This is a genomic window from Collinsella sp. AM15-2 (assembly GCF_003471985.1).
Classification (GTDB): domain Bacteria; phylum Actinomycetota; class Coriobacteriia; order Coriobacteriales; family Coriobacteriaceae; genus Collinsella.
Genome location: NZ_QRKO01000022.1, coordinates 13,797 through 40,307, shown reverse-complemented (window position 1 = coordinate 40,307; position 26,511 = coordinate 13,797). Strand labels below are relative to the sequence as shown.

Annotated in this window: 24 protein-coding genes and 1 pseudogene; 12 read left to right on the top strand and 13 right to left on the bottom strand. The window is 59.9% G+C overall.

Annotated elements, in window-relative coordinates:
* Positions 1 to 339: 339 nt before the first annotated feature.
* Positions 340 to 1,485, bottom strand: coding sequence for a hypothetical protein (locus tag DW171_RS08775; RefSeq protein WP_147357356.1), 1,146 nt, complete (start codon positions 1,483 to 1,485; stop codon positions 340 to 342).
* A gap of 349 nt (positions 1,486 to 1,834) precedes the next feature.
* Positions 1,835 to 2,803 carry a 3'-5' exonuclease gene (locus DW171_RS08770; RefSeq protein WP_118270972.1) on the bottom strand — a complete coding sequence of 323 codons (969 nt, stop codon included), beginning with the start codon at positions 2,801 to 2,803 and terminating at the stop codon, positions 1,835 to 1,837.
* A 171-nt stretch (positions 2,804 to 2,974) separates the two neighbouring features.
* Here DW171_RS08770 and DW171_RS08765 point away from each other — a divergent pair, with 171 nt between their 5' ends.
* Positions 2,975 to 4,063 (top strand): putative manganese transporter, encoded by a 1,089-nt coding sequence (locus tag DW171_RS08765; RefSeq protein WP_055252059.1) that lies wholly within the window; start codon positions 2,975 to 2,977, stop codon positions 4,061 to 4,063.
* Between the two features lie 164 nt (positions 4,064 to 4,227).
* Here the strand turns inward: DW171_RS08765 and DW171_RS08760 are convergent, their stop codons facing one another.
* Both DW171_RS08760 and DW171_RS08755 read right to left on the bottom strand, forming a co-directional pair.
* Entirely contained in the window at positions 4,228 to 4,710 is a 483-nt protein-coding gene (locus DW171_RS08760; protein ID WP_055252057.1) for a DUF188 domain-containing protein, read from the bottom strand.
* Positions 4,711 to 5,313 (bottom strand): HdeD family acid-resistance protein, encoded by a 603-nt coding sequence (locus tag DW171_RS08755; RefSeq protein WP_055252055.1) that lies wholly within the window; start codon positions 5,311 to 5,313, stop codon positions 4,711 to 4,713.
* A 235-nt stretch (positions 5,314 to 5,548) separates the two neighbouring features.
* Between DW171_RS08755 and DW171_RS08750 the strand changes: the two genes are divergently transcribed.
* The 3 genes from DW171_RS08750 to DW171_RS08740 all read left to right on the top strand — a co-directional run bounded on the left by DW171_RS08750 (position 5,549) and on the right by DW171_RS08740 (position 7,499).
* Positions 5,549 to 6,220, top strand: a complete 672-nt coding sequence (locus tag DW171_RS08750; protein WP_158571042.1) for a nitroreductase family protein — start codon at positions 5,549 to 5,551, stop codon at positions 6,218 to 6,220.
* An 83-nt stretch (positions 6,221 to 6,303) separates the two neighbouring features.
* On the top strand, positions 6,304 to 6,846 hold the full coding sequence (locus tag DW171_RS08745; RefSeq protein WP_055252053.1) for a histidine phosphatase family protein: 543 nt from the start codon (positions 6,304 to 6,306) through the stop codon (positions 6,844 to 6,846).
* Positions 6,847 to 6,863: 17 nt separating this feature from the next.
* The gene (locus DW171_RS08740) at positions 6,864 to 7,499 is read left to right on the top strand and encodes a histidine phosphatase family protein (RefSeq protein ID WP_117563979.1); all 636 of its coding nucleotides are present in this window, start codon (positions 6,864 to 6,866) and stop codon (positions 7,497 to 7,499) included.
* A gap of 129 nt (positions 7,500 to 7,628) precedes the next feature.
* Here DW171_RS08740 and DW171_RS08735 read toward each other — a convergent pair whose 3' ends face one another.
* Together DW171_RS08735 and DW171_RS08730 are read right to left on the bottom strand one after the other, a co-directional pair.
* The gene (locus tag DW171_RS08735; RefSeq protein WP_117563978.1) at positions 7,629 to 8,318 is read right to left on the bottom strand and encodes a DUF1015 family protein; all 690 of its coding nucleotides are present in this window, start codon (positions 8,316 to 8,318) and stop codon (positions 7,629 to 7,631) included.
* A 39-nt stretch (positions 8,319 to 8,357) separates the two neighbouring features.
* Entirely contained in the window at positions 8,358 to 9,578 is a 1,221-nt protein-coding gene (locus DW171_RS08730; RefSeq protein ID WP_118270970.1) for a M20 family metallopeptidase, read from the bottom strand.
* 223 nt (positions 9,579 to 9,801) lie between these two features.
* On the opposite strand from DW171_RS08730, the gene DW171_RS08725 reads away from it, so the two are divergent.
* The gene (locus DW171_RS08725) at positions 9,802 to 10,782 is read left to right on the top strand and encodes a hypothetical protein (RefSeq protein ID WP_147335433.1); all 981 of its coding nucleotides are present in this window, start codon (positions 9,802 to 9,804) and stop codon (positions 10,780 to 10,782) included.
* 347 nt (positions 10,783 to 11,129) lie between these two features.
* On the opposite strand, the gene DW171_RS08720 is transcribed toward DW171_RS08725, so the two are convergent.
* From DW171_RS08720 to DW171_RS08700, 4 genes and pseudogenes are all read right to left on the bottom strand, one after another.
* Positions 11,130 to 12,293, bottom strand: a complete 1,164-nt coding sequence (locus DW171_RS08720; RefSeq protein ID WP_118270969.1) for a phosphoglycerate dehydrogenase — start codon at positions 12,291 to 12,293, stop codon at positions 11,130 to 11,132.
* A 69-nt stretch (positions 12,294 to 12,362) separates the two neighbouring features.
* On the bottom strand, positions 12,363 to 13,487 hold the full coding sequence (serC, locus tag DW171_RS08715) for a 3-phosphoserine/phosphohydroxythreonine transaminase (protein WP_118270968.1): 1,125 nt from the start codon (positions 13,485 to 13,487) through the stop codon (positions 12,363 to 12,365).
* A gap of 142 nt (positions 13,488 to 13,629) precedes the next feature.
* Positions 13,630 to 15,372: pseudogene (locus DW171_RS08705) on the bottom strand (DNA/RNA helicase domain-containing protein).
* Positions 15,365 to 15,724 carry a nucleotide pyrophosphohydrolase gene (locus DW171_RS08700; protein ID WP_199570656.1) on the bottom strand — a complete coding sequence of 120 codons (360 nt, stop codon included), beginning with the start codon at positions 15,722 to 15,724 and terminating at the stop codon, positions 15,365 to 15,367. Before DW171_RS08700 ends, DW171_RS08705 begins: the two are co-directional and overlap by 8 nt.
* A 112-nt stretch (positions 15,725 to 15,836) precedes the next feature.
* Here DW171_RS08700 and DW171_RS08695 point away from each other — a divergent pair, with 112 nt between their 5' ends.
* On the top strand, positions 15,837 to 16,028 hold the full coding sequence (locus DW171_RS08695) for a hypothetical protein (RefSeq protein WP_117563971.1): 192 nt from the start codon (positions 15,837 to 15,839) through the stop codon (positions 16,026 to 16,028).
* Positions 16,029 to 16,049: 21 nt separating this feature from the next.
* On the opposite strand, the gene DW171_RS08690 is transcribed toward DW171_RS08695, so the two are convergent.
* On the bottom strand, positions 16,050 to 17,651 hold the full coding sequence (locus DW171_RS08690) for a potassium/proton antiporter (protein WP_117563970.1): 1,602 nt from the start codon (positions 17,649 to 17,651) through the stop codon (positions 16,050 to 16,052).
* Between the two features lie 253 nt (positions 17,652 to 17,904).
* Between DW171_RS08690 and DW171_RS08685 the strand changes: the two genes are divergently transcribed.
* Positions 17,905 to 18,744, top strand: a complete 840-nt coding sequence (locus DW171_RS08685) for a metallophosphoesterase family protein (protein ID WP_055252016.1) — start codon at positions 17,905 to 17,907, stop codon at positions 18,742 to 18,744.
* A 317-nt stretch (positions 18,745 to 19,061) separates the two neighbouring features.
* On the opposite strand, the gene DW171_RS08680 is transcribed toward DW171_RS08685, so the two are convergent.
* Complete coding sequence (locus tag DW171_RS08680; protein WP_233539144.1) at positions 19,062 to 20,636, bottom strand: lipopolysaccharide biosynthesis protein; 1,575 nt, start codon at positions 20,634 to 20,636, stop codon at positions 19,062 to 19,064.
* A gap of 379 nt (positions 20,637 to 21,015) precedes the next feature.
* Between DW171_RS08680 and pckA the strand changes: the two genes are divergently transcribed.
* The 5 genes from pckA (at position 21,016) to DW171_RS08655 (ending at position 25,630) form a co-directional block, all read left to right on the top strand.
* Positions 21,016 to 22,686, top strand: coding sequence for a phosphoenolpyruvate carboxykinase (ATP) (gene pckA, locus DW171_RS08675; RefSeq protein ID WP_199586924.1), 1,671 nt, complete (start codon positions 21,016 to 21,018; stop codon positions 22,684 to 22,686).
* A gap of 227 nt (positions 22,687 to 22,913) precedes the next feature.
* On the top strand, positions 22,914 to 23,633 hold the full coding sequence (locus DW171_RS08670) for a B3/4 domain-containing protein (RefSeq protein WP_118270967.1): 720 nt from the start codon (positions 22,914 to 22,916) through the stop codon (positions 23,631 to 23,633).
* Between the two features lie 173 nt (positions 23,634 to 23,806).
* Complete coding sequence (locus DW171_RS08665; protein WP_022093866.1) at positions 23,807 to 24,256, top strand: MarR family winged helix-turn-helix transcriptional regulator; 450 nt, start codon at positions 23,807 to 23,809, stop codon at positions 24,254 to 24,256.
* 119 nt (positions 24,257 to 24,375) lie between these two features.
* Positions 24,376 to 25,230: a DegV family protein gene (locus tag DW171_RS08660; RefSeq protein WP_117563968.1), complete on the top strand. Its 855-nt coding sequence runs from the start codon at positions 24,376 to 24,378 to the stop codon at positions 25,228 to 25,230.
* Between the two features lie 79 nt (positions 25,231 to 25,309).
* The gene (locus DW171_RS08655) at positions 25,310 to 25,630 is read left to right on the top strand and encodes an MGMT family protein (RefSeq protein ID WP_089572047.1); all 321 of its coding nucleotides are present in this window, start codon (positions 25,310 to 25,312) and stop codon (positions 25,628 to 25,630) included.
* A 331-nt stretch (positions 25,631 to 25,961) separates the two neighbouring features.
* On the opposite strand, the gene DW171_RS10355 is transcribed toward DW171_RS08655, so the two are convergent.
* On the bottom strand, positions 25,962 to 26,511 hold a 550-nt coding region (locus tag DW171_RS10355), incomplete at its 5' end, for a tryptophan--tRNA ligase (protein ID WP_369832474.1).

Genomic DNA, 26,511 nt, shown 5'->3' with positions numbered 1-26,511 from the left:
GACGGACCTCGGGACGCTCTTACACCACGTCTGCGCGCGCCACCCCCGCGCCGTGCAAAAATTGGAGTATTCTGCAACTATAGAGGGTCCGTTAATCTATTCCAGGCCAAATAAAGCCGCTCAAGAGTTATCCAAGGGCGGCAAACAGACAAGGTCTTCCTCAAATGTTGCCTAACGTTCTCGTTCGATAGCGTTTTTGTTTCTCATTTGGATTAACTTGTGGGTGCTGGAGGGCCGACCCTGCTGAATACTCGCAATTTTGCACATCGCTAGGGTACCCACCTTGTTAGCCGGTCTAGCTTCCGGCCCCGAAGATTCTGCCCTCGGGCGCGAGGCTGCTTATTTGGGCAAATGATGGGCTGTCGGATTCGACAGTCTGCATGTCATCGATTGCCGAACTTCATTTATTGTCGGGTCATCCAGCGTGATACCTTCGAGTGTTGCTTTTTCGAGGTCGATTTGTTGACGATCTTCGGAATCCTGGCGAAGCTGCTTCTGAATTCGCTTTTTCTCTTCTATAAACCTTCTGAGCACAAACTGTCTCAGGTCCTCTTGCATGATTTGAAAGTCTTTTGGCAGACGCGAGGGGCGTATGCTCTCTTTCCGTTGGATCGCCTCCATGACCCTAACGAAAGCGCTGGCATGCATAAAGGAATAACGACTGACGGTGATGATTCCGTATCCCATGGACGCAAGCGCATTCTTGCGCTCCTCATCGATGGCGCGGTCTTCTTCCGCGTCATGATAAAGCCCGTTGTATTCAATGTCTGTGCGAGATTTCTTTAGATACGCATCCATAAAGAACTTTTTGCGTCTCGTGAGATTCTTTGCGGCAGCGGTGACCTGCACCTCGTAATCGGTCTCAATTCCCTTAATACCAAGCCCTCCTTCGCTTTTGGGCAGCGTTAGCATCATGACAAAGGCCGTTTCCATAGGAGACCGGCATCCGTCGCGCACACATTGGATCGCCTTTCGGGCAAGGGCCAGACCGTCGCATCTGGTAATGGAATTAAAGAACTGTTTCAACCTCTCGGTCGAGGTGAGCGCGAAACGCTCGTTATAAGAGGTGGAAGAGCCGGTTCCAAGGGAGTAAACGCCGCACAATTCAAAGTAGTACTCCACCAGTTCGCGAAAAGGGAGATAGGTGGCGGCCTGAAGTGCGCAAAGCTCAACGCCAACAATGAAGATGCCATCTTTGAGCTCTATAAAGCGTGAGTTCGAGAATCGTTTTGACGAAACGTGGCATTGACAGTTCATTGCATAGCGCGCATTCCTGCGATCAAATACCATTACCTCGAGGCAATCATTTGCGTCAGGGGAAACATCGTGTTTGGTGAGCCATTCTGCGGCTGCGTCAAGGAGCGTTCCGGTGGGACATGATCCGTAAATCGCGGCAGGGTTACAGGGCTCGGTGTCTTTCGCAGACGCCGAATGCGCGGCCTGGTAGACCGCTTTTGCAGTGGTATGTGACAATACGATACTCATGGTATATATCGTGTCAGCTAATGCCGTGTTGATGGCGCTGAGTGGGAAAGTCGTTTTAGGGGCCTAACCAAATGCTGTCCAAAAGCTTGACGCAATTATGGGTTGGCACGCCTAAAATCAATGTTATCGCAGCTTAGCTATAGCATATAAAAACTCAATTGCTGCACATTTGATATCGATGCATCGCCATCCGACAACGAATTACGTGTCGGGAATTGGCCGAAATCGTTCAAAATGAGGGTTCAGAATTTGTGATGGCAGATCTATCTGTGGAACGTAGGGCGGCCCCGCTGCGGTGTTTCCCGCTGCGAGGCCGCTCGTGAGCAAGCAGTGTTTGTCGCAGGCGTTGCTATTTCGCGAATAGGTTCTTGAGGTTGAACTCGGCCTGTACCGTGCGGAGCATGAGGTCGGTGTCGTCCAGACCCAGATGCTGCTCGTTGGCGTCGGGCGCGAGGGTGCCGCGACGGCGTGCCCAGTTCTCGAGCGCGGCGGGGGCGGACTCGCGGGGGAGCGAGCGCACGTCGGCGTCCAGGCTGCGGCAGATCTGGCGCGAGTCGATGACGATGATCTTACCCGCGCGGCGTGCCTCGGCGTAGCCGTCCAGGTGGATCTTGAACCAGCTGTCCTCAAACGCGGCGTTGTGTGCCATGTACGGGTACTTCTTCATGAGCTTGAGCAGCTGCTTCTGCAGTTCCTTGTTCTCGCGGAACGGCTTTTTGCCGTCGATGTCGTTCCAGGTGATGTGGTGGATATTCGACAGCGGTACATCCTCGCCGCGGTAGATGTCGGGCAGGCCACAGTAGTGCGCCTCGGCGTCGTGCGGGATGGCGTCGCTGGTGAGTTCCATGATCTCCCAGCCGACGTTGATGATATAACCGCGTTCGGGTGCACGGCCGGTGGTCTCGATGTCGACACCGAGCACGGTGCCCTGGATGGGCTTGCGGGCGTAGGCCACGCCGAGCGCGTCGCGGTCGCCGCGGATTTCGCGCATAACGGACGCGGCGGTGCGCTTTTGCATCTTGCCGATGGCGGCGCAGGTGTCGGCATCGGACAGGCCGCGCGAGAGCGTCGCGGGCGTCACGTTGCGCAGACGCGCCTCGCCAATCTGGTCGCACAGGTCGCGGTTGCGGTCGGCCAGGTCGCGCACGGTGGCAAAGTCGAAGCCGGGGTCGCCCTCGGCGGTAAAGTACTCGGTCTCGAGCACCTTGAGGGCCTCCTCGCCCTTCTGGCGCTCGGACTCCATGGCGCCGTGGTCGCCGTAGATAAACATGGGGATAAACGGCTGGCGCTCGTATTCGAGTGCTTGCGATACGTTCATATGCTACTCCTTGGACGGGCCGCGTTGTGCGGCTCGAGGCTACTGAGTTATGGCGAGATGATAGTTTACCATAGGCAACTATTGGCACCGCGCCCGGGACAACTACAATACCCTAGTTGACCGCTAGGACTTTTACAATGCTGCCGAAAGACACGAAAGGTTCCATCCGTCATGGATTTACTGATTGATATTCTGCTCGACGCCGGCAAGGACACGCTGTCGCTGGTGCCGTTTTTGTTGGTGACGTATCTTGCTCTCGAGACACTTGAGCACGTTGCGGGCGACCGCGTCAACGGCGCTATCAAGCGTGCTGGTGCCGCGGGTCCCGTGGTTGGCTCGCTGCTGGGCATGGTGCCGCAGTGCGGCTTTTCGGCCATGGCGGCCACGCTGTACGCCGGCCGTGTCGTGACCTTGGGCACGTTGGTGGCGGTGTTCCTTTCGACCTCCGACGAGATGCTGCCGCTGTTGCTTGCCGAGCAGGTTCCCGTGCAGACTATGGCGATGCTTTTGGCTTCGAAAGCGCTGATCGCACTGGTCACGGGTTTTATCGTGGACGCTGCCATTCGCGGCCTGCGCCGTAACGCCCGCGCGCACGCGGCGATTCGCCGTACCGTGCTGGGAACCGCGGCCAATCCGGCCCACGTGAACTGCGCGCACGACGACCACAGCGGCGGTGACATCATCGACGAGGTGGCCGAGGCGGGCGTGAGCGCCGACCACATCCACGAGCTGTGCGAGCGCGACCATTGCGGATGTGATGAAGACGAAGACGAGCACGAACACGGACATGGCCACGATCACGGTCATGAGGGCGAACATGAACACCATGATGGTCACGGTCACTCTCACTCCCACGAAGGGACGCCTGTCCTGTCGATCATCCGCAGTGCGATCTCGCACACCGTGCAGGTCTCGGTATTCATTTTTCTGGTGACGCTGATTCTGGTCGCCGTGCTCGAGACGTTCGGCGAGTCCGCGATCGAGCAGTTCCTGCGCGGCAACGAGACACTCGCTGTCCTGGGTTCGGCGCTTGTCGGGCTGATTCCCAATTGCTCGGCGAGCGTGGTCATTACACAGCTGTATCTGGAAGGCGCGCTACAACTGGCGCCGATGCTCGCCGGCACGCTCATTTCCGCCGGCGTGGGTTATCTGGTGCTGTTCCGCACCAACCGCAGCGCCCGCGAAAATGCCGTGTTCCTGATCATGATGTACGTCATCGGCGCTGGCTGGGGCCTCATCCTCTCCGCCGTTGGCCTCTAAGTGGGCCTAAAAAATGGGCTTCAAATAGCCATGCTCAGCGCCTGCGCAATGCGGCGACGCATGGCATTTTGAAGCCCGTTTTTTGTTGAGCCATGGATTCCGAGCGCTCACACCGCTCAAAACAAAAAGGTAGATTTTAGGCATGTCTCAAAAATCTACCTTGGTTAGTGCAGCAACTCGGTGAGGTTGCGTTTAAAGCGGGCGCGGTCTTCGCTGGTAAATGCTGCCGGACCGCGAGTGCGTCCGCCGGCGCGGCGTACCTTCTTTTCCTCGTGGCGAATAAACAGCTGCATGTCGATAGTCGCCTTGTCGTACACGCGCCCGCGCACACCGATGGCGGCGGCATCGCGCCCGAGCACCATGCTCGCCAAGCCAATGTCCTGCGTCACGACCACGTCGCCCGCCTGCAGGCGTTCGACAATGGCAAAGTCGGCGCTGTCGGCGCCCACGCTCACGTCGAGCGTCGTGACCCAAAAGCCGCGTCGCGCGTGCTCGGCATCGCGCGGGTCGTCGCGGCGAATGTGTCGTTCCAGGTTTTGCGTGCTATTGCCGGCGATAACAACGGCGACGCCCGCCCGCCGCGCGCAGTCAATCGACTCGCGCGTGACCGGGCAGGCGTCGGCATCAATAAAGAGCGTTCGCGGCATCTAGTGCACCAGTTTGCCAAATTGAATGGCGCGAACAATGAGCGTTACGCCAAACACCAGCAGCGCGGCGCCACTAAAGATGACAAGCATCTTGGCCGACCACAGCGGATAGATAAACACGAACATGCCGGCGATGATGGAGAGTGCACCGCTCAGGATGGCAAGGGCGCGGTTGGACGAAAGCTCGGACTCCAGAATGGACATGACACCTTCGACAATCCAGCCAAAGCCGGCCACGATAACCACCATCGTGGTGAGTGTCGCGGTCGAGAAGGCCTGGTTGCGCAGGATTATGACGCCGCCCAGGATAATGAGTAGGTTGGAGATGATGCTCGTCACGCGCCAGCCAGTGGGCAGCAGCGGCTCAAAAATGGCAGTGAACAGCCTGATGGCAGCGGTGATTACAAAGTAAAAACCCAGGACGGTCGTCAAAAAGACGAGGGACTTGGCGGGTGCAAAAAGCAGCGCGATGCCAGCAATGAGCGCCACGACGCCCGTGATGGCGTAGATCCAGCGCACGGCCTTGACGGCTTTGCCCGCCATACTTTTCTCGTCAAATCCAAACTGGCTCGATTTTTGGTCATCGTTCCTAAAGATACCCATAACGTCTCCTTTCCGTGCGGCGTAAGCCTTGATCGTTACAACCAGTATCCCCTAAGGGCGCTGACGTATGGGTCGGGGAGGGCGAAACGTAACCCAAAGGCCCCGAATTGTTTCCGTTGTTCCCCACGTCGCGATTTTCTATTCAACAGGTGTAGAACATTGCAGCCCTGTTCGTTATTGCCTACGTTTTAGGTTAGATTTTCCTAAGGACAATTGGCTTGTATTGGGGGTCCCTATGAACGAAGCAGTTCCCGAGGCACCGTCGAGTGTCGAATCGATGGCAAAGCAAGGTTGCGAAAAGCTCGGTCTGGAAGCGTTTGATGCGCTGGTCCGTCGTGCCCGTACGTGCCGTCGCTTTGACGAGTCTATGCGCGTGCCGCGCGAGTTTTTGCTCGAGCTGGCGGAACTGGCGCACCTGGCTCCCTGCGGCGCCAATGCTCAGCGTCTGCGCTTTCACGTGGTGAGCGGTGCAGAGGACTGCGCGCGTGTATTTGACGAGCTTGCATGGGCCGGTGCGCTCAAGGATTGGCCGGGTCCCGATGAGGGCGAGCGCCCGACCGGCTACATCGCGATTCTTGCTGAGCGCGCCGTTCCGGGCAAGCCCGCCGCTCCCATTACCGATGTCGACACGGGCATTACCGCGCAGACGATGATGCTCGCCGCCCGCAGCGCCGCGCCCGAGGTGGCAGCCTGCATGTTCAAGGCCTTTACGCCCCACGCGATCGATGCCATGGGGCTCGATAACGACAAGTATGAGCTCAAGCTGATCATGGCGTTTGGCATTCCGGCCGAGACACAGGTGATCGATGCGATCGATTCCAACCCCGACGGCTCCATCAATTATTGGCGCGACGAGGCGCGGGTGCACCACGTACCCAAGCGTCCGCTTGCCGACGTGCTGCTGTAGTTGTGCGTCGTTGCGGTGCAATCCGGCGGCAAAATCACCACAAAGGCTCCTGTCCCCTTTGTGGTGGTAAGAGGGGAGGGTGTGTGGCAGATCTGTATTTGGTGCGGCATGGGCAGACTGAGCTCAATGTGCAGAGCATTTTGCAGGGCTGGCACGATTCGCCGCTTACGGCGCGCGGGCGCGAGCAGGCGCTGACGGCGCGTACGGCGTTTGCGGCGCGTGGCGTGGCCTTTGATCATGTGTATTCCTCGCCGTTGGGCCGGGCGCGGCATACGGCCGAGCTTATCGTTGGCGAGGGCCGTTCCATTGAGCTGGTCGATGACCTGCGTGAGTGGCATTTTGGCTCGCTGGAGGGCACATCAAATCGCGAGATGCCGCCGCAGCCCTGGGGCGATTATCCGGTGGCCTTTGGCGGTGAGTCGGAAGTGCAGCTTCAGTCGCGCATGGTCGCGGCGCTGTCCCGCATCATGGCCAGGCCGCAGCACGACTGCGTGCTGGCGGTTTCCCACGGCTCAGCCTGCCAGGAGTTTCTTGAGTATGTGACTGGCGGGGGAGAGCTACCCGACAACGGTGCCGTGCTTCATTTTGGCTATTGCGACGGGGCGTTTTCGCTCTTGGGTTGGTAACGAACGAAAGGACCCCTATGAATAAAGATCTGTATCTGGTCCGTCATGGACAGACGATATTCAACCTTAAGCGTATCATTCAGGGGTGGAGTGACTCGCCGCTTACGCAGTTGGGTTGCGACCAGGCGGCGCGCGCCGGCATGTTTTTACGTGCGCGCGGCATTGAGCCCGATCATGCCTACACCTCTACGCTTCATCGCACCGAGCAGACTATCGCCAACTTGTGGCCGGGCTTGGCGTACGAGCGCCTGGACGGCCTGCGTGAGTGGTTCTTTGGCGACTTTGAGGCCGAGCGCGTGATGCTTATGCCCGAGCGCCCGTGGCGCGACTTCTATCGGCAGTTTGGCGGCGAGGGCCAGATCCAGGTGCGCACGCGCATGGTGGCGACGCTGACCGATCTTATGCAGCGTCCGGACCATACGTGCGTGCTCGCGGTAAGTCATGGCTCAGCTATCAAGGAGTTTTTGGACCACGTGCGGGGCGCGGCGGCCGACGAGCGCGAACGCGTGCCGGGCAACTGCTCAGTGCTGCATTTTGCGTTTGACGATGCGGCCGATACGTTTGAACTGGTCGAAGTCTTTACGCAGGAAGACTACGCGCGCGAGCTGGGGCTAGAGCCGCTCGTGGCGGCGGCAGGTCCGCAGCGTGGATAACGCTGACGTTGCGGCCCGGTTTACCGGCGTAATTGTTTGATGCGAAAAGGGCGGAGGTGCATGCGTTTGCTGCATCTCCGCCCCTTGTTTGTTTGGATGCTGGGTTTTCCAGCTTAGCGTTTGAGTTCGCTAGAACCGTGAGACCTGGTGAGTGAGCAGACCCGTCGGAACCTGCGGCGCGCTGCCGCTGACCTGCGCGGCGGGGAACAGCACGGCTACAGCAAAGTTGAACGGCTCTTTGCCAGAGTAGGCGCCGGCAGCGCGGGCCTCGTCGGCCAGAATCTGCGATGCCCCAGCCAGTGCGGCGACATAGGCGGAGTCACCGGCGAACACCGGGTCGGGCGCCTGATCGAGCATGGCACGGATGGCGGCAACGGCGTCCTCGCGCTTGACCTCCCACACGCGATGTGTGACGCCCGCGGGATCGGTGACGGCGTAGAGCGATGCGCCCTCTTTGGCAGCGCTCAAAATGATATCCATGACGGGCGACGCCTCGTAGGCGAGCGACACGGGGCGCGGCTGCACCTTAAGCTCGGCGATCGCGCGCGCGGCGGCGAGTGCGTCGACGCTCTCGGCGGCAGCCTCGTCGCTACCCGTCAGTACGTTAACCGGGCAAATCGCCACGACACCCGTCGCGCGACCCGGCTCGCCCGAGCATTCGTACACGTAATACGCCGCGCCTGGATCCTTGAGCATTAGGCCGTCAGCAATGGCGCCGCGCAGGGCGTCGTTGCCGCTCAGGATACCGCCCATCGCAGGCAGCGCCTCGAGCACACGGTCCTGAGCCGGGCGGATGCAGGGAAACGGAAGTGCTTTCATGGGCGGTCCTAACGCGCGAGTCGGTTTGTTCGCGGCTTATTATGCCCCAACTTGGCCGCTTGCGTCCCAGAGCGTGTTATCGGCAAGCGCGATGAGCACGTTTTGGCAGCGAACGATATCGGCATGGGGCACATACTCGTCGGGCTTGTGTGCGAGCGCCAACGAGCCGGGGCCGTAGCTCATACAATTGCGGTTGCCTGTCTTGCCGGCAATGACGGCGGTATCGGTGTAGCCGGTAAAGAAGCCGACGGTCGTGTCCGCGTCCGTTACGTCATCGGCGGCACGCTTGAGCGCTGCTAGAAGGGGAGAGTTCGGGTCGCGCTCGATGGCGGGGCGGTCGCCCGTCACGGTGTAGCTGCCATGGCAACCGGGAACGGCGGCTTCGGCGACGGCGATGGCATGCTCGACCATATTGATTGCGGCGGCCGTATCGGTCGGCGGGGTCAGGCGCATGTCGACCCAGACTTTGGCGCGGTCGGGTACGACGTAGGGGCGATATCCGCCCTCGATTTGGCCAAACGTGATGGTCGAAGGCCCCAGCTCATCGTGCGCGGGCAGCGCCGCAAACGCGCGACGGAGCGAACACACGACCTCGGCCATGGCGGCGACGGCATCCGCGCCCTTCCACGGCTGGCTCGCATGCGCCGTTACGCCAGCCATTTCAATCTCGAACCACGTGCGCCCCTTGTGCGCCACCTGAATCTGTCCGTCGGTGGGTTCGGTGTCCAGCACCCATTCACGCGAGCCGACCCAGCCGGCATCGATCGCGGCCTCTGAGCCGCGCATAAAGTCTTCCTCGTCGACCGAGCAGATGAGCGAAAAGCCGCGGCGGGGCAACGCGCCATCCGCCGCCACGCGCTCGAGCGTATGGATCAGTGCGGCAATAGCGCAGGCCAGGCCACCCTTCATATCGCAGGCACCGCGGCCATAGAGTTTATCGTCGCGCACAACCGCCCCAAGCGGTGCGATGTCTGCGTCCCAGCCATCGCCCAAGGTGACGGTATCCATGTGGCAGATATAGATCAGCCGCGGCTCGTCGCTTTGGCCCGGCACGGTGACTTTAAGGTTGCGGCGCCCGGGCAGCACTTCGAGCTCCTCAATCTGCACGGCATCGAGCGCAGAACTATCAAGTTGTGCCAGCTGCTGCTCAATGAGCCTCTTAATGAAGCGCTCAATTTCATCCTCATACGCGCCCGGGTCTGAGCTGTCGATCCGCACAAGCTCCTGCGCAAGCCGCCAGGCAAAGTCCTCATCAACCATATGCAACCTCACAATCAGTTTGCTTTCCAAACCGATTGTAAGCCTCCTGAGAGATCCGCGACGTGGGCGTGGCAGTATTTACCGTTCGCAGGCCGAGCCAGCGCGTTTGCCGTCCGGGCGGGTTCACAAGCGACGCAGCGGGTACGTACCCTTCATGGACGACATGCTGTGCGACATATCTGCCTTTCGGTATCACCGGATACCTCCACAGGTCTTGGCAATAATGCCGGACCTGCCCGATTCTGCGGACGATCCGCGCAGGGAGCACCTATGTGAGCATCCGCTCGTCACGCATTTCCTGGGCACCCCGTTACACGTGTTGGCGCAGGGCAGCTGCGGACGTAAGGGCGATCGCATTGTCAGGCATGTTTGGAACGGGGAGAGGCCGTTTGATTCCGTGCGGCAGACGGAGTTTGGCCTCGATGTTGCGTCCCCACTCTTTACCCTGCTGACCCTGGCTTCCTCGGTCTCAAACGAGCGTCTAATCATGTGCATGTATGAGATGTGCGGCACCTTTGCCGTGTGCAAGATTGCGCCTCAGGTAAAGTCGGCACTTGAGCAGGCATACGGGGGCCGGTGGGGTGACGCACGGTCGGGCTGGGAAAACGTAAAGGATGTCTCGGGGAATCCAACGGACTTGTGGAAACGACCTCCCTTGATCGAGCTCTCTGAGCTTACAGAGTTCGTCGATAAGGTCCGGGGGCTCCGCGGCGCTAAATCGTTCATACGAGCCGCGAAATGCATTACGGGGGTGGCAGCATCGCCGCTCGAGGTCCAGGCTTCGATGCTGTTTGGCCTTACGAGGTTGCGCGGCGGCGAAGGGCTGAGCCTTACCAATAACGTTGAGATTCGTATGACGCGCAGCGCCCGCCTGATTTCGGGGCTTGATAGGCGCTATGCCGATATCCTGCTGGCAAATAAGGACGGCAGCCGAGAGTGTCTGGTTGAATGCCAGGGTAAAGCCATTCACGGATCCATTGAATCCAAGATTTCGGACTCCGATCGAACGACGGCGCTGCAAGCGATGGGATATCCCGTCATTCTGATGACCTATGGTCAGCTGGCCGACTCCGATGCCTTCCGCGTGGTGATGGAGCTCATCATGTCCTATCTCGATGTGCCGCTGAAAGACAAGACGCCGCGACAGCAGGAGCTCGAACGGCGGCTTCGTGAGGAGATTTTTATCGATTGGGCAGGAATGTAGCCGCGCGGGTGGAAAACGGTCGCGCGGACTAGAGTTTTGGTCACAAAAAGACTTATATTTCGCCTTGGAGGGGCCTTAAAAATGCTATCTAGAATAAGTTGTTTCGGAAAATGGACAGTCAACTTACATTCGGCACATAGAGATCGATTTTTACCTACTAAAGTCCCTGATAAAGCTGTTTATCAAAGCGGGTGTGCTTAGCGACTTGAGCCTCACTATCGATTATCTGAAAAAACTTGTTATGGGTATCATTTTAAAGTCGTCCGGAGCAACAAAATCGGCCCCCGTTTCGTGAAAACGGGGGCCGAATGGGCTTCGTGGTCTGTCTGGCAGGATTGGCGCCGGCGCTATTTAATCACGCGCACACGATACATCGACGGAATATGCTTGAGTGCCTCGATCGTGCTGCCGTCCAGGTGCTCATCGGTGTCGAACATGGTGTAGGCGTTCTCGCCAGCGGACTCGTTGGTCATGCGCTGCACGTTGGCGTTGTCCTTGGCGAGAATGGCCGTGATCTGGCCGATCATGTTGGGCACGTTGGCATGCAGGCAGGCAATGCGGCTTGCGGCGCGCGCCTTGCCCATGCTGCAGGCGGGGTAGTTGACGCTGTGCGCGATGTTGCCGTTTTCCAGGTAATCCTTGAGCTCGCTGATGGCCATGTCGGCGCAGTTGGCCTCGGCCTCGCCGGTGCCGGCGCCCGAATGCGTGGTGATAAACGTGTTGGGCATCTTGACGGTCTTGGGCGTGGCAAAGTCGCAGCTAAACCAGCTGAGCTTGCCCTCGCGCAGGGCAGCGTCGACGGCGTCCTCGTCAATGATGGTTTCGCGCGCGTAGTTGATGAGCACGGCGTCGGGCGCCAGCAGGTCGATCTGCTCGGTGCTGATCATGCCGATGGTATCGGCCTTGCTGGGCACGTGCACGGTGAGGTAGTCGCAGCCGCGGCACAGATCCTCGAGCGTGCCCACGCGCTGCACCTCGCGGCTCAGCACCCACGCGTGCTCGACGGAAATGAACGGATCGTAGCCGTAGACGTCCATACCCAGGTCGACGCAGGCGTTGGCGACCTTGGAGCCCACGTTGCCCAGGCCGATGACGCCGATGCGCTTGCCCTTGAGCTCGCGGCCCACAAAGGCCTTCTTGGCCTTTTCGGCATCGACCTGAATCTCGGGGTCGTCGGCGTTGTTGCGCACCCAGTTCATCGACTGCACGACGCCGCGGCTCGAAAGCACCAGCATGCCCAGGACGAGCTCCTTGACGGCGTTGCTGTTGGCGCCGGGGGAGTTAAAGACGACGACGCCCTTCTTGGCGTACTCCTCGACGGGGATGTTGTTGACGCCGGCGCCGCAGCGGGCGATGGCGCGGATGCCCTCGGGCAGCTCGTAGCCGTGCAGGTCGGTGGAACGCATCAGGATGGCGTCGGCCTCCTCGGCGGTGCTCACAAACTCGTAGCCCTCGCCAAACTCGACTTCGCCGTCTTTGGTGATGTCGTCGATGGTCTTGATCTTGCGCATGGAAAACTCCTTAGCAGGTTTGTTTGAAACAAGTGGTTTGAAGTGGCTGGTCGGCCCGCGGGTTGCGGGCTAGTTAGATCGCGGGCTCAAACTATGCTGCGCTTCGAAGTCCTTCATGTACGTGGCCAGCGCCTGCACGTCCTCCATGGTGACGGCGTTGTACACGCTGGCGCGCATTCCGCCGACGAGGCGATGGCCCTTGACGTTTTGGATCTGGTGCTCTGCCGCGCCCGCAACAAAGGCCGCGTCGAGTTCGGCGTCGCCGGTACGGAACGTGACGTTGGCGATGGAGCGGCTGTTGGCCTGCGCGGTGCCATGGAACAGCTCGCTGTGCTCGAGCAGGTCGTAGAGCAGGTTGGCCTTGGCCCAGTTGCGCTCGGCCATGGCGGCAAGTCCGCCGGTCTGCTCAACCCAACGGAACACCTTGCCGCACACGTAGATGCCAAAGGTGTTGGGCGTGTTGAGCATGGAGCCCTTGGCGGCCTGGGTCTTAAGGTTCATGTACTGCGGCGTCTGCGCAAAGGCCGGGCCGTCGGCGATCAGGTCGTCGCGCACGATGACCACGGTCACGCCAGCGGCGCCGGCGTTTTTCTGAGCGCCGGCGTAGATGAGTCCGTAGCGCTCGACGTCGAGTGGCTGCGACAAAAAGCAGCTCGAAACATCGGCGACCAGCGGCACATCGCCGCAGTTAGGCAGCTCGCGGTACATGGTGCCAAAGATGGTGTTGTTCTGGCAGATGTAGACGTAGTCGAGCCCGTCGCCCGCAGCCTCGGCGGCAATACGCGCGTTGATGTCGGCCATGTCGGGGATGCGGTCGAAGTTGGTGTCTTCGGAGCTCGCGAGCAGCACGGCCTCGCCGTACTTGGCGGCCTCCTTGTACGCCTTGTTGGCAAAGTTGCCGGTCACGATGTAGCCGGCGCGCCCGCGGCGCATGAGGTTCATGGGGATGCCCGCAAACTGCAGCGTGGCGCCGCCCTGCAAAAACAGGACACGGTAATTGTCGGGGATGCTCAGCAGGCGGCGTAGGGTTGCCTCGGCGTCGTCGATGATCTGCTGGTACATGCTAGATCGATGGCTCATCTCGAGCACGGACATGCCGCAACCGCGGTAGTCCATCATCTCGTCGGCGATCTCGGCGAGCACGCTTGTGGGCAGTGCGGCCGGGCCAGCTGAGAAGTTGTGCACACGTGCCATCTTCTAGTTCCCCCTCGTAGTCGTTTGAACGTTCGGGATACTTTAGCACAGTGGAGCGCTAGGCGCGACCGCATCACGGTAAAACTCGAGTGCGCCGCTATGATTTACAGGATGGTTACATGGGGGAGGGCGGTCGCAAGGTCTATATCGCCGGGATATACCGTGACAGGTACTCTTTGAGCGCGGGGTCGCACACATAGAGATACGTTCCTAACATGCCGCGCGTCATGAGGACGTAGTAGGCGTTGACGATGATCTTTTGCAGATCATCGTCGCTTGCCTTTTTCTTGGCAACGGCATCTTTGAAGTTTGCCCTGTTAACGTTGACTGCATCTTTGTTCGAATCGTAGTAAATGTCGGGACCCAGAATTACGAATCCGTAGTTGAGGTCGTAGCCTTGTACCGTATGAATGCATCCGACTTCGTTGACGGCGTTGGCGGAGTTAACCCAATCCTTCTGGGTTGAGTTCCAGCGTTTGGGAATGCCCTCGATGACGATATCGAACGCATCTTTGTTATTCTTCGTTTCCCACTTCCACGCAAAGCCTGCCATCATGCGGGATAGACCAACTTCTTCTTCCTTGGTTTGCTGCAGAGAGCAGAAGTCCTCAAATCGGTCGACGATTCCAAACTGGTATCTGGGGATATCGCTGTCCGGATCCCCGGCTCGCGAATCGTAAGGCTCCTATGAAAAGAGTGCTTTGAACTTCATGCCGGCATGCATGTACGCTTTGTTATCAAGCAGGTCGTAGACAAAATCGAGGTACTCATCGCCGCCACGCACGCGCATTTGGGTACTCAAGTTGAATTCTTCGGTCTCGATGCCGGCTTCTTCGAGTTGGTTGAGTCGCTGCTCAAGGCCATCTCGGTTGAGTCCCGATGCGCGGACTTGCTGTTTGGGGTCAAAGAACAGGTACGCCTTGTCGCAGCATTTGAAAATCCAATCCACCTGGCTGCTCGTGCGCGGCAAGCTGAGTCGTTCACATGTGTTGTAGAAAGCTCCGATGCCGGCGCCGGCGGATAAGTAGTTTCCCAGTCGGTGCGCCTCGTCGACAAGCAAGACGTCATACCGATCGTTTTTTGTGACGTCGTTGGGGCTCAGGATATCGCCGGGCTTTAACCCGGGGAGGAAGTGCGTGAGTTTTTTGAGCGTCTTGCTCAGAGACTCCATGGGCGTCACGAAGCCGACCCGCAGACCGGAAAGGTTCGGCTCATTTTTGATTTTGAACATGAGACTGATGGCGAGGATTGTTTTGCCTGTTCCCGGCGCGCCGTTCACGACGGTTACGCGCTCTTTCTTGGGACCGCCGTGTTTAATGTCTTCATGCTCTTGCTCGAGCCGCCTGTAAATCGCCTCAATCGTTTCGTATTGATCGGGCGTGAGCGTTTTGAAGGGCGAGAATTTGAACAGGTCGGTATTCTCGAGCTCTTCGATGGGGTGGATCGCATAGTTCTCTTCGCGAAGCTTTGTCCAGAGGTCTCTGAACTTCTGGCGATACTGAGGTCGCTCAAAATAATCGAACTGGGCATAGCCATTGTTGGCGTTGGTTACCTGGTATTTTTCGTCAGCGCAGAACAGCTCGATAAGTCGATTCTCAAACTCAAATGTTGCTGACTGATTGAAGGTTGGATTGTCAATCAGGAGGGTCCGGTCGAAGTCTTTGTCCACGTTTGCGGCGTGTTGCTTCATGCGGCGTCGATAATTGGTCGTTTGACCGATGTACGCCGTTTTGTTTTTACTGTTGGTCAGAATATAGAGAACGGGCCAACTCTCGTCATGGTGGAATCCGGGCTTTGGCGTGCCAAAGTCCTGCAGCGATTCGCTTGCCTCGAAGGGTTGGGGGAGGGGAAGCGTGTATTGTCGAAGGGCGAACTCATTACTCATGGTGGGCCGCCTTTCTGTATTCGCTGGAGCTGGTGTCGACGGGATAGCGCTCGCCGTTGCGTTTGAGTTTGGACGAGAGCGCCTTTGGGAGGTCGATTCCGTTTAGATCGGCGAAACGTAGGAGAAAGAGGAGCGTGTCGGCAACTTCGTCTTCGATGGCTTGGCGCTGATCAGGGCTATCGAACATTTCTGCAATGCGCTTGTCGCTCATAAAGCGGAAAAGCTGAAGGAGTTCGGAGGACTCTGTCGCTATGCCGATGGCAAGTTCCTTTGGAGTGTGATATTTGCGCCAATCGCGCGCATCACAAAAATCTCTGACTTGTTCTGTCATGGCAGTGAGCTTGTCCATCATCCGTAACCTCCCTGATGTTCATTATTTTATTATGGCCGTATCTGGAGTTTATTGCACATCAGTTGGGACGTGCGGTTTGTCCGGCCGCGATTGCCCGGTAGGAGGATTCACCGTGAAGATTGAAGTTGATGTAGACCAGCTGCGCGAGGGCTTGCTCGACTACGCGGGGAGCGCGGCTGGCGTGGGCTTTCCCGCTGCCATGCTCGACGTGATGGATATCGAGGACGAGTCGCCCCAAGAGCTCCTAGCCCGAGCCGAACGCGAAGGCCTCGACCTCCGCGACTTTGCTGTGGGTGACAGCTAGTAGCTGAAGAGGGACGGGCTGCTAGGAAGCTAGCGTGGCGATGACGGCTTCGTCGCCGGCGTATATTAGGGTGTTGCCATCGGGGATGATGGTTTGGCCGTCGCGCTTGAGCATCACCACGATAAACGGGTGCTTGCCCTGCGGCACGTCGCGCAGGCGCTGACCGGCCAGGCGACCGTGGGGCGTCACGGTGACCTCGCGCAGCGTAACCTCGGCACGCTCTTCGAACGTTGGGGCTGCCATCACCAGAAGGTCGCCTTCCTCGATGACGGTATCGCCGTTGGGCAGTACCGGGTGTGCCCCGTCGCGCAGCACCAAGACCACGAGCATGTCCGTCGCGCTGCCAATATCGGCGAGCGAGCGCCCGGCAAACGGATGGCCAGCGCCCACCTTGAGCTTTACAAACGACATGCCGTCCTCGTCGTGGTAGTCGTTAAAGGTGCGGCGCACGTCGCCGGCCGCATCGATCATATCGAGTTTCTTCGCCACCGCCGGCAGTAGCGAACCCTGCACCACAATGCTCGATACGGCAATCACAAACACCAGGTCAAATAGGTCGTGTCCGCCGGGAACGCCGGCCACCACAGCAAAGAGGCTAAAGACGACCGAAGCCGCGCCGCGCAAGCCCGCCCAGCTTACGAGCGCAACCTGGCGAGGGCTCGTCTTAAAGGGCGCCAGCAGCAGACCGACGGCGATGGGGCGGCTCGCAAAGAGCATAAACGCCATGAGCGCCAGGCCGGGTAGCAGCATTTGCGGCAGGCGCGCGGGCGTGACGAGCAGGCCGAGCAAGAAGAAGATCGTCATCTCGGCCATCTCGGTAAGGGTGTCAAAGAAGTGCGCCATCTCGACCTTGCCGGTGATGTCGCTCGCGCCCAGCACAATGCCTGCCAGGTATACGGCCAAAAAGCCGTTGCCGCCCAGGTAGCTCGGCAGTGCGTAGGCGACGATCGCCACGGCGAACAAAAAGATAGTCTGCGCGCCCTCGGCCGTTGCGTGTGCGCGCTCAATCAGGCGGCTGGATATCCAGCCGATGGCAAGGCCCAGCCCCACGCCCAGGATGATCTGCTTGGCCAGCAGCACGGGAATGTCGATGTTGCCACCCGCCGCGAGGGTGGCGAGTACCGCGGTGAGCATGTAGGCGACGGGGTCGTTGGAGCCCGATTCGACCTCGAGCAGCGAGTCGGTGCCGCCCTTTAGCGACAGGTTGTGCTCGCGCAGCACGCTAAAGACGCTCGCCGCGTCGGTCGACGCCACGACCGAGCCCAGCAGCAGGCCGCCGATCCAGTCGAAGCCCAGTGCGAAGTGTGCGAACACGCCAGTGATGCCGGCGGTGGCGATAACGCCGAGCGTGCTCAGCAGCACAGCGGGCGCGGCGACGGGTTTGGCACGGTCGATGTTGGTGTTAAAGCCGCCGTAGAACATGATGAACAGCAGCGCCGTGCTGCAGACGGTTTCGGTGAGCGCGTAGTCGCTAAAGTCGATGTGCGCCGGACCGTTGACGCCGAGCAGCATGCCGAGCGCAATAAAGATGAGGAGGGTGGGGAAGGGGAGTTTTTTGCCGACGGGTTTGATGGTCAGGCACAAAATGATGACGAGGCCGATAAAGAGAAGTATCTGGTTCATGGATAGTGTCCGCTCCTGGGTGGTTGGCGTGGCACGGTCAGTTGTCTGCGGTTATTTGTACCCAAAGGTGGTGGGTTTATGGGGGCGGATTACGGGCGTGCGCGATATCGTCATAGACGGCTGCCGTCTTTGCCTCTGCTCGGAAACCCTTTCCAGCTTTATTGCAACGGAGTACAATGGGTAACGTTTAAGTTCAACTTGAAGTTTTAGTTGCGGCGCCGGGCTTAGACCGCAATGCAAGGAGAGGCGTACCATGGCGATCTATGTGACATCTGATGCTCACGGGCACGTGCGTGCGCTTGACGAGGCCCTGTCTAAGATCTCGTTGACGTCCGACGACACGCTGTACGTGCTGGGCGACATGATCGATCGCGGGCCCGATCCGGTCGGCGTTATTAAGCTCGTGCGCTCGCTGCCCAACGCCCACGTGCTCAAGGGCAATCACGAGCAGATCATGCTCGATGCCATCATTGGCCAGGACCCGCTCGATGCCGAGACCTGGGATATCAACGGTGGCTGGACGACGAGCGAGCAGCTCAACGACATGGAATTTGAGGCATACGAGGAGCTCGTGCGATGGATGGCCGCGCTGCCGCTCTACGCGGTGGCCGAGACCGAGGAGCGCCCGTACCTGCTGGTGCATGCCGGCATCCAGACCGAGGCGGCGCGCGCGTTTTTGCTTGAGCATGGTGTCGATTGCGGTGACGGCAGGGGAGCGGTCGATGCCGATAGCGAGCTGCTGCGGCAAATGCTCGCCGTGCAGTCGTCCGATGACCTGCTGTGGATTCGTCACGGCTATTGGGATGCGCCGACGGGACTGCTTTCTGCCGAGGGCGAGGGCCCGGTCGTGGTGAGCGGCCACACGCCCACGGTGTCGCTTGGGCGCTATTGCGAGGTTGGCGGCCTGGCGGGGCTCGATGAGGAGTCGGGCCGCGGGCAGATTGTGCGCCTGGGTGGCGAGGATACCGCCGGCGTGCCCGATCGCATCGACATCGACTGCGCCGCCGCCACCGGCTCCGAGTTCGGTCGCGTGGGCATCCTGCGGCTCGATGATGGGGCGGAGTTCTACGCGAACATCAACCCGGGCGAATAATCGGTGCAAGTGGTAGCTAATTTGGGACGGGGCTTTTTTGACTACTCTTGCCCTTCTGCCCGCTAATTGATTTCTCTGGGACGGGGATTAAATAATCATTTGGCTGCCCGCTGGCTAAGTGAGTAGACTTTTTTGGAAATGCCGAGCACCCAACATATTTGCCTCAATAAAACCGCAGGTCACAGACTTGTGCTCTGTCGGTGTGGTCAGGGATTCGGTAAAAATCTACTCACTTAGTTTTACGTAATGCATATTGTCTTCAACGAGACCCCAGCCGGGGCGATTCCATCGCAAATTCCGGTGACCGGGGCAGCTAATTAGGCGCCGTACGGGTTGCGGTCGCGCTCGATGCGTTGGCGGATGTGGGCGTATTCGATAATCAGCAGCACCAGGAGTAGGGCCATGATGGCTAGGTAGCTCACCACGGCGCCCATCAGACCCAGCAGGTTGATCAGGATCACCGGCAGCACTACGCTTACGGCGAAGCAGATCAGGTAGATTTTGGTGACGTCGCCGGCATGGCGCAGCACCGTGATGATGGCGTAGAGAAAGTCGATGGCCGCGGTGACGCCGCCGGCGACAACCATCAGCAGTGCCAGCGTGCGGTAGCGCGCAAAATTGAGGCCGTACATGAAGCTCATGAGGGGAATACCGGGACCTGCCATAAATGCGGCGCACACGCTGGTGATGACCACGATCAGTGCCATAACGGCAACAATAATCAGGTCAAAGCGACGACGCTTGCGAGGATTAGCCCAAATGCTCGACAAACGCAGGAGCTGCGGTTTATAGATAAATCCAATGCTCAACAAAATAGCCTGCGCCGGAAAGAACAGGGCATTAAAGTACAGCTGATACTTGTAGGCCAGCGTGCCTTCCATCACGAACTTGGGCATGCTCTCGATAAGGTTGAACAGGAACAGCGCGCCAAAAAGCGGGGCGCATTGGATAAACAGGTGACCGACCTCGCGCAGGCTCACGCGGCGCGATTTTTCGGTTTCGAGCAGGGCGAGCGGCGCGGTGACCAGAACGAGCGAGGCGATCGCGGTAACACCCATGGCCATGGCGGCGATGGGCATGCTGCGCGTGAGGAACAGTACCACGCTAAAGACCGCGATGACGCCGACGGATCGTAGCGTTTGGCTCATGCCGGCCAGGTAGAGTTTGTCGGCCTGCTGCAGGCGGCCCTCGTACACGTCGGCAATGCCGTCGATCACCTTATACAGGTAGACGCCCAGGCCGATTGTGGCCATCTGCGCATCGTAGCCGCGGGCGCTGCTGTATACCAGGCCGCATGCCAGCGCGAGCGCTCCGCAGATCCAGCGGTTGAGCTGGTAAGAGGCAAAGGACGTCTTTTCGTCGATGTCCGAGACCTGGAAATTGCGCACGCCGTAGTTGCACGCGATCATGATGAGCGTGCCGGTGACAAAGGCGATGGAGAATTTGCCAGCCTCCTCGGCGCCCACGAGCTGTGTGGACACGATGGTGAGCAACGGAAACGCCATGCCCCATACGGCGGTGCCCAGGGTATTCCAAAGGTAGTCGCGACGGGTGGCGTGATCTTCGTACTCGGCTTCTTGCGTGGAGAAGCCGCCGCCGTAGACGGCTCCGAGCAGGCGGTTCCACCAGGCATTGACCATGCGGTGGATGGGGCCGGGCTGGCGATCGCGCTCGCGGCGACGGCGTGTGGCCTGGCTGCTGTCGGGACCGCCGGCGTTACGCTGGCTTAGCTCTTGGATTCGTGCGAGCTCCTCGGCGGTGTGCGATGCGGGGAACAGGCCGTTCTCGATGCGTCCGCCCTGCCCGTGCGCCCCGTCCGATACGGTGGGGTCGGCGACGCCGTTGCGGCGGGCGATGGCGCGGCGAATGCTATCGATGGGCGTGATGCTCAAAGCGGAGTCCTTTCTATTGCTGCGCTCTAGTATAGACGCGACGGTGTTCGTTCGTGTTTTTGAACAGGTTGTTCGATAATTTCGGCGGCGCCATTCAGTAGCCGGCACTCGGGGACGTTCCTTATGTGCCGGCACTTTAGGAACGTCCCCGAGTGCCGGCATCCGGGGACACTCCTTGGTTGTTGCCTGTTCAAGAGTGTCCCCAACGATTAGTCGTTTAAAAACGTCCCCAATGACTAGGCCGCTTGCGTGCGATTTTTGACCGTTGGGCGGGCGCTTCGCCGTTGCCGCAAAAACGTTTTTGCATATCGGGTACAACGGGCTTTACGTGAGTAAAGTGCGCGCCTCGTCCACGTGTCGCGCTTTTAAAGGAGGCCCCATGCCAGGTGTTACCCCTGCAGAAGTTCTGTCCAACTTTGGCATTACGCTGGTCGAAGATCCTGCCGAGAACCAGCCCCGCCTGCTGGTCGACCTGCCGGCAGCCGAGCTCGTCGAGCACGCCATCCGTCGCAACGAAGGTCGTATGGCCTCCAACGGCGCGCTGGTGATCGAGACGGGGGAGCGCACTGGCCGCTCGCCTAATGACCGCTTTATCGTTGACACCCCCGATGTTCACGACAAGATTGCCTGGGGTGCCGTCAACCGCCCGCTGTCTGTCGAGAGCTACGAGGCCATCAAGGCCGGCATCGTCGACTATCTCAACGAGCGCGACGTGTTCGTCACTCGCGGTATGGCCGGTGCCGACCGCAACCATACGCGTCGTCTGCTTGTCGCCTGCGAGCGTGCCAGCCAGGCGCTCTTTATTAAGCAGATGCTCGCCCGCCCGCTTGCCCGTGAAATCGCACGCACCGGCGAGCCGGACTTCTGCGTGCTCGCCGCGCCGGGCTACCAGTGCGATCCCGCCATCAAGGGCCTCAACTCCAGCGCCGCCGTGGTCATTAACTTCCAGGAGCGCGTGATTCTGGTCGCCGGCACCGGCTACTCCGGCGAGATCAAAAAGTCCATTTTCAGCGTCATGAATTACCTGCTGCCCGTCGAGGACGACGTGCTGCCCATGCATTGCTCGGCCAGTATGGACCCCGTCACGCATGAGACCGCCGTGTTCTTTGGCCTCTCCGGCACCGGCAAGACCACGCTTTCGGCCAACCCCACGCGCCTGCTGATCGGCGACGACGAACACGGTTGGTCCGACATGGGCATCTTCAACATCGAGGGTGGCTGCTACGCCAAATGCGAGGGCCTGGACGCGTTCCACGAGCCTGAGATCTTCAACGCCGTCCGCTTTGGCGCGATCTGCGAAAACGTGGTGCTCGACGAGAACCGCAAGCCCAACTACGACGACATCTCGATCACGCACAACACGCGCGTGGCATACCCTGTGGAGCACATTCCCAACGCGTGGACCAAGGGCATGGGCACCACTCCAAGCGTCGTGCTCTTCCTGACCTGCGATGCCTTTGGCGTGCTGCCGCCCATCTCGCGCCTGACGGCCGACTCCGCCATGTATCACTTTGTGACGGGCTTTACGGCCAAGATCCCCGGCACCGAGGTCGGCGTCACCGAGCCCACGCCCACGTTCTCTTCGCTGTTTGGCGAGCCGTTTATGCCGCTCGACCCCATGGTCTATGCCAAGATGCTCGGTGAGCGCATCGCCGACGGCCGCACGCGTGTGTACCTGGTCAACACCGGCTGGATCGGCGGCGGCTACGGCGTGGGTCATCGCATCGAGCTTGCCTACACGCGCGCCCTGGTGGCCCGCGCCCTCGACGGTACCATCGAGGACAGCGAGTTCGTGCACGACGATATTTTTAACGTCGACATTCCCACCACGTGCCACGGTGTGCCCGACGGCATTCTGGTGCCGCGCCAGTACTGGCAGAGCACCGCGCGCTACGACGAGGCAGCGCACAACCTGGCGGTGATGTTCGAGGAGAACTTCGAGAAGAAGTACTCGCACCTGCCCGAGTCCGTCAAGGCCGCCGGTCCGCACGCTCAAGTACACGCCGACGCCCGTCATCGCGGCCGCGGGCTGCTGGGACTTCGCCACTAGCTTCGCTGTGAGTCCATATCCACCACAAAGGGGACAGGCGCCTTTGTGGTGGTTTTGCTCGCGTGGATGGCTCGGGTTACAATACGCCTGACGTATCGTCCCCTTCTCCGGATGGGGACAGCGTAAGCGCTCTTGTGGCGGCACCGTAGGACTTTGAAGGTGGCCGTTGTAAAGGCGCTTTTTGTTTAGGCGCCCTCACTCGGGCGCGCACAATGAAGGGAGAGCGTATGAAGAGCTTTATTGCCGAGGATTCATTCTGGGAACTATTTCCGCAGGCGGCTATCGGCGTTGTGGTCGTAAAGGGCATGAAGCCCGCGGCTAAGATTCCCCAGGAGGACGTGGATGCGATCGCCGCGCTGCTTGACCGCGCCAACATCGATGCGGAGCGCCACCTGACTAGCGATACCATCAGCGAGAACGCGCCGGTCAAGGCATGGCGCGACGCGTACCGGCTGTTCAAGACTAAAAAGGGCGCCCGCTGCTCGATCGAGAACTTGCTCAAGCGCGTGCTTAAGGACAAGCCTGTGGGCCACATTACGCCCGCGGTGGACATCTACAACACGGTGTCGCTGACCTACGCGCTGCCCGTGGGAGGCGAGGATCTGCATGCGATCGAGGGAGACCTTCGCTTGAAGGTGACCGACGGTGGCGATGCGTTCTTGCCTCTTGGCGAGGAAGCGGATGACCCGACGCTGCCCGGCGAGCTCGCCTACATCGATGATGCGGGCGCCGTATGCCGCTGCTGGAACTGGCGCGATGGCGTTCGAACGGCGTTGTCCGATGATTCGGCCGATGCTTTCCTGGCGATTGAGTGCGTGGAGCCCGAGCGGATGGGGGATTGCCAGGCCGCGATCGATCGCTTAGCCGAGCTGCTCGAGCGCTATCTGGGAGCGACGGTTGTCGTTAAAACGCTTGTGACCCGCGACAATCCCTGCGTGGAACTGTAGCGACGCCTGCGGATCATGTTCGCCGGTCAAAACCACTACAAAGGTGCCTGTCCCCTTTGTGGTGGTTTTTATGTTGATGGGTTAACAAATGGGATATTTGGGTATGGGTGTTGCCTTGTGCGGCTAAGATGTTTACCCGTTAGCATCATGCAAGCGAAAGGCGGTCGTCTCCCATGCAGCAGAACGACGAGACACGTTTCGAGGACTTTGTCGGACTGATCAGCGGGCTCTACAAGGAGATCCAGCGCATTAAGACATCCGAGGGCGCAAGGCTGGGCCTCAAGGGCTCCGACGTTATGTGCCTGTACTATCTTGAGCGCAGCAAGGACGGCCTGACTGGCGCTGACCTGGCTCGCATGGCAGGCGTGACCCGTGCCGCCGTCTCGCGCACGCTCGCGCATCTGGAGGAGGGCGGCTACGTCGAGGTCGACGACTCGGGTGATGCAGCCGTTAAGTATCGTGCCCCGGTGCGCCTGACCGCTCTGGGCGGCGAGAGCATGAGCGAGGCGGACCGCATCATTCGCGAGGTGCTCGACACCACCGGTAAGGCTATGGGTGTGGAGCAGCGCGAGCAGATGTATGCGTCGCTGCGTACGATTCTCAACACCCTGCGTGAGATCTAAGGCCGCCAAGGCATTTGCTTCCCATTAAAAACTGCATAGTCCCGTTTGAGCGCGTATGCCGTGCCGGGGCATTGCTGTCAAAATTCCCCGCGCGGGACCTGCGCAAGAAAGGATTCGTTATGTCCGTCCGCATTATTACCGATTCCGCAAGCGATATGTCGCCGGCGGAGCACCCCGCTCTGCGTGTTCTGCCGCTGTCCGTCACCTTTGGCACCGATGTGTATATGGATGGCGTCGACATCGATCACCAGCGCTTTTACGAGATGCTTGTGGAGCGCGATGAGCTGCCCAAGACCGGTCAGGTCAACCCGTACGCCTTTTCGCAGGCGATTGCCGAAGCGCGTGAGGCCGGCGATGAGGCCGTGATTATTACCGTGGGCGCCAAGCTCTCGGGCACCAATCAGAGTGCCCGCACCGCACTTGCCGAGGCCCCGGGCGGCGATGTGTACGTGGTGGATAGCAATAACGTTACCCTGGGCGAGCGCGTGCTGGTCGAGTATGCCCTGCGCTTGGTGGACGAGGGCCAGGGCGCGGCTCAGGTTGCGGCGGCTGTCGAGGCCGTGCGCGACCGCGTGGTCGTCATCGGCCTGCTCGAGACGTTGGAGTACCTGGTGCGCGGCGGTCGCCTGTCTGCTGCTGCCGGCGCCGTGGGCACGCTGCTCAACGTAAAGCCCGTTGTGGCTGCCGAGGACGGTCTGATCGTGCAGCTGGGCAAGGCGCGCGGTTCCAAGAACGGCCGTAACCTGCTCAACCAGAAGGTCGAAAAGGCAGGCGGCATCGACTTTTCCATGCCGCTGGCGCTCGGCTATACGGGCCTTTCGGATGCGGTGCTCAAGAAGTATATCGAGGACAGCGCGGCACTGTGGGCTGGCCACACCGAGGGCGAACTGCCCGTTCACACCATCGGCGCCACCATCGGCACCCATGTAGGCCCCGGCGCCGTAGCCGTAGCCTTCTTCCAGCCCGTTAACTAGCCCACCTGCCAAAACCACCACAAAGGGGACAGGCACCTTTGTGGTGGTTTATGCTATTCCGGGTGGAAGGGAGCGAGCAATGGCGTCTGAGGGCTTTTTTGAGCGGGTGTACGAGGTGGTCGAGCAGATTCCCGAGGGGATGGTCGCCACGTATGGTCAGGTGGCGCTGCTTGCTGGACGTCCACGAAGTGCGCGGTACGTGGGGTATGCCCTGCATGGCAATCCGCGCCCCGGCGAGATTCCCTGTCACCGCGTGGTGTTTGCCGATGGCCGCATATGCGATGGTTTTGCTTTTGGCGGTCCCGATGCTCAACGTGAGCTTTTGCTAGGGGAGGGTGTGGCGTTTAAGGACGACATGCACGTCGACTTGGCCGCCTGTCGCTGGCCTGCAGGGCTCTAGCGGCTCTGCCGTGGCTTAAACCACCACAAAGGTGCCTATCCCCTTTGTGGTGGTTTTGGCAGGTTTACCGAGGTTAACTTATGGAGAAGGTATGGCGGCGCGGTTTGTCGCAGCAAAGTAAACCACGGTGAACTATATTGTTTTCAGCAACGGAGCAGGCAATAGGCGATGAAAAAGCCTGCCCTGTTGAGTTTGATTCGCATTCCTCCCCTCTGTGCGATTCAACGGTGTACTTCGGGAACAGGCCCGCTGGCAACTATCTGCCAGCGGGCCTGTTCCTGTTTCGGTGAGGATTCAGCCTCACCGTCTATGTTGTGCGAAGGCGCTTTGCCTAGTACACCATGCCCATGGCGTCCTGAACCTCGCCCAGGGTCTGCTCGGCGATCTCATTGGCGCGACGGTTGCCCTCGTGCAGGACGTCCTTTACGTAATCCAGGTCGTTCTCGTAGCGCTGGCGACGCTCACGGATCGGCGCGAAGTACTCGTTGACGGCCTCGGTCACGTACTTCTTGAGCTGGCCGGAGCCGCCCATGCCAATCTCCTCGGCAATCTCGACTTCGGAACGGCCGGTGCAGATGGCGGCCGTCGAAAGCAGACCGGACACGCCGGGGCGGTTCTCGGGATCGAATGTGATCATGCGCTCGGAGTCGGTCTGGCTCTTCTTGATGCGCTTGGCCGTCTCCTCGGCGGTCATCGAGATGTTGATGGCGTTACCGTAGCTCTTGCTCATCTTGCGACCGTCCAGGCCCGGCAGCAGCGGGGTCTCGGACAGCAGTGCGTCGACCTCGGGGAACACCTTGCCGTAGCGGTTGTTAAAGCGGCGGGCGATGGTGCGGGTGAGCTCGATGTGCGGCAGCTGGTCGCGACCGACGGGCACCACA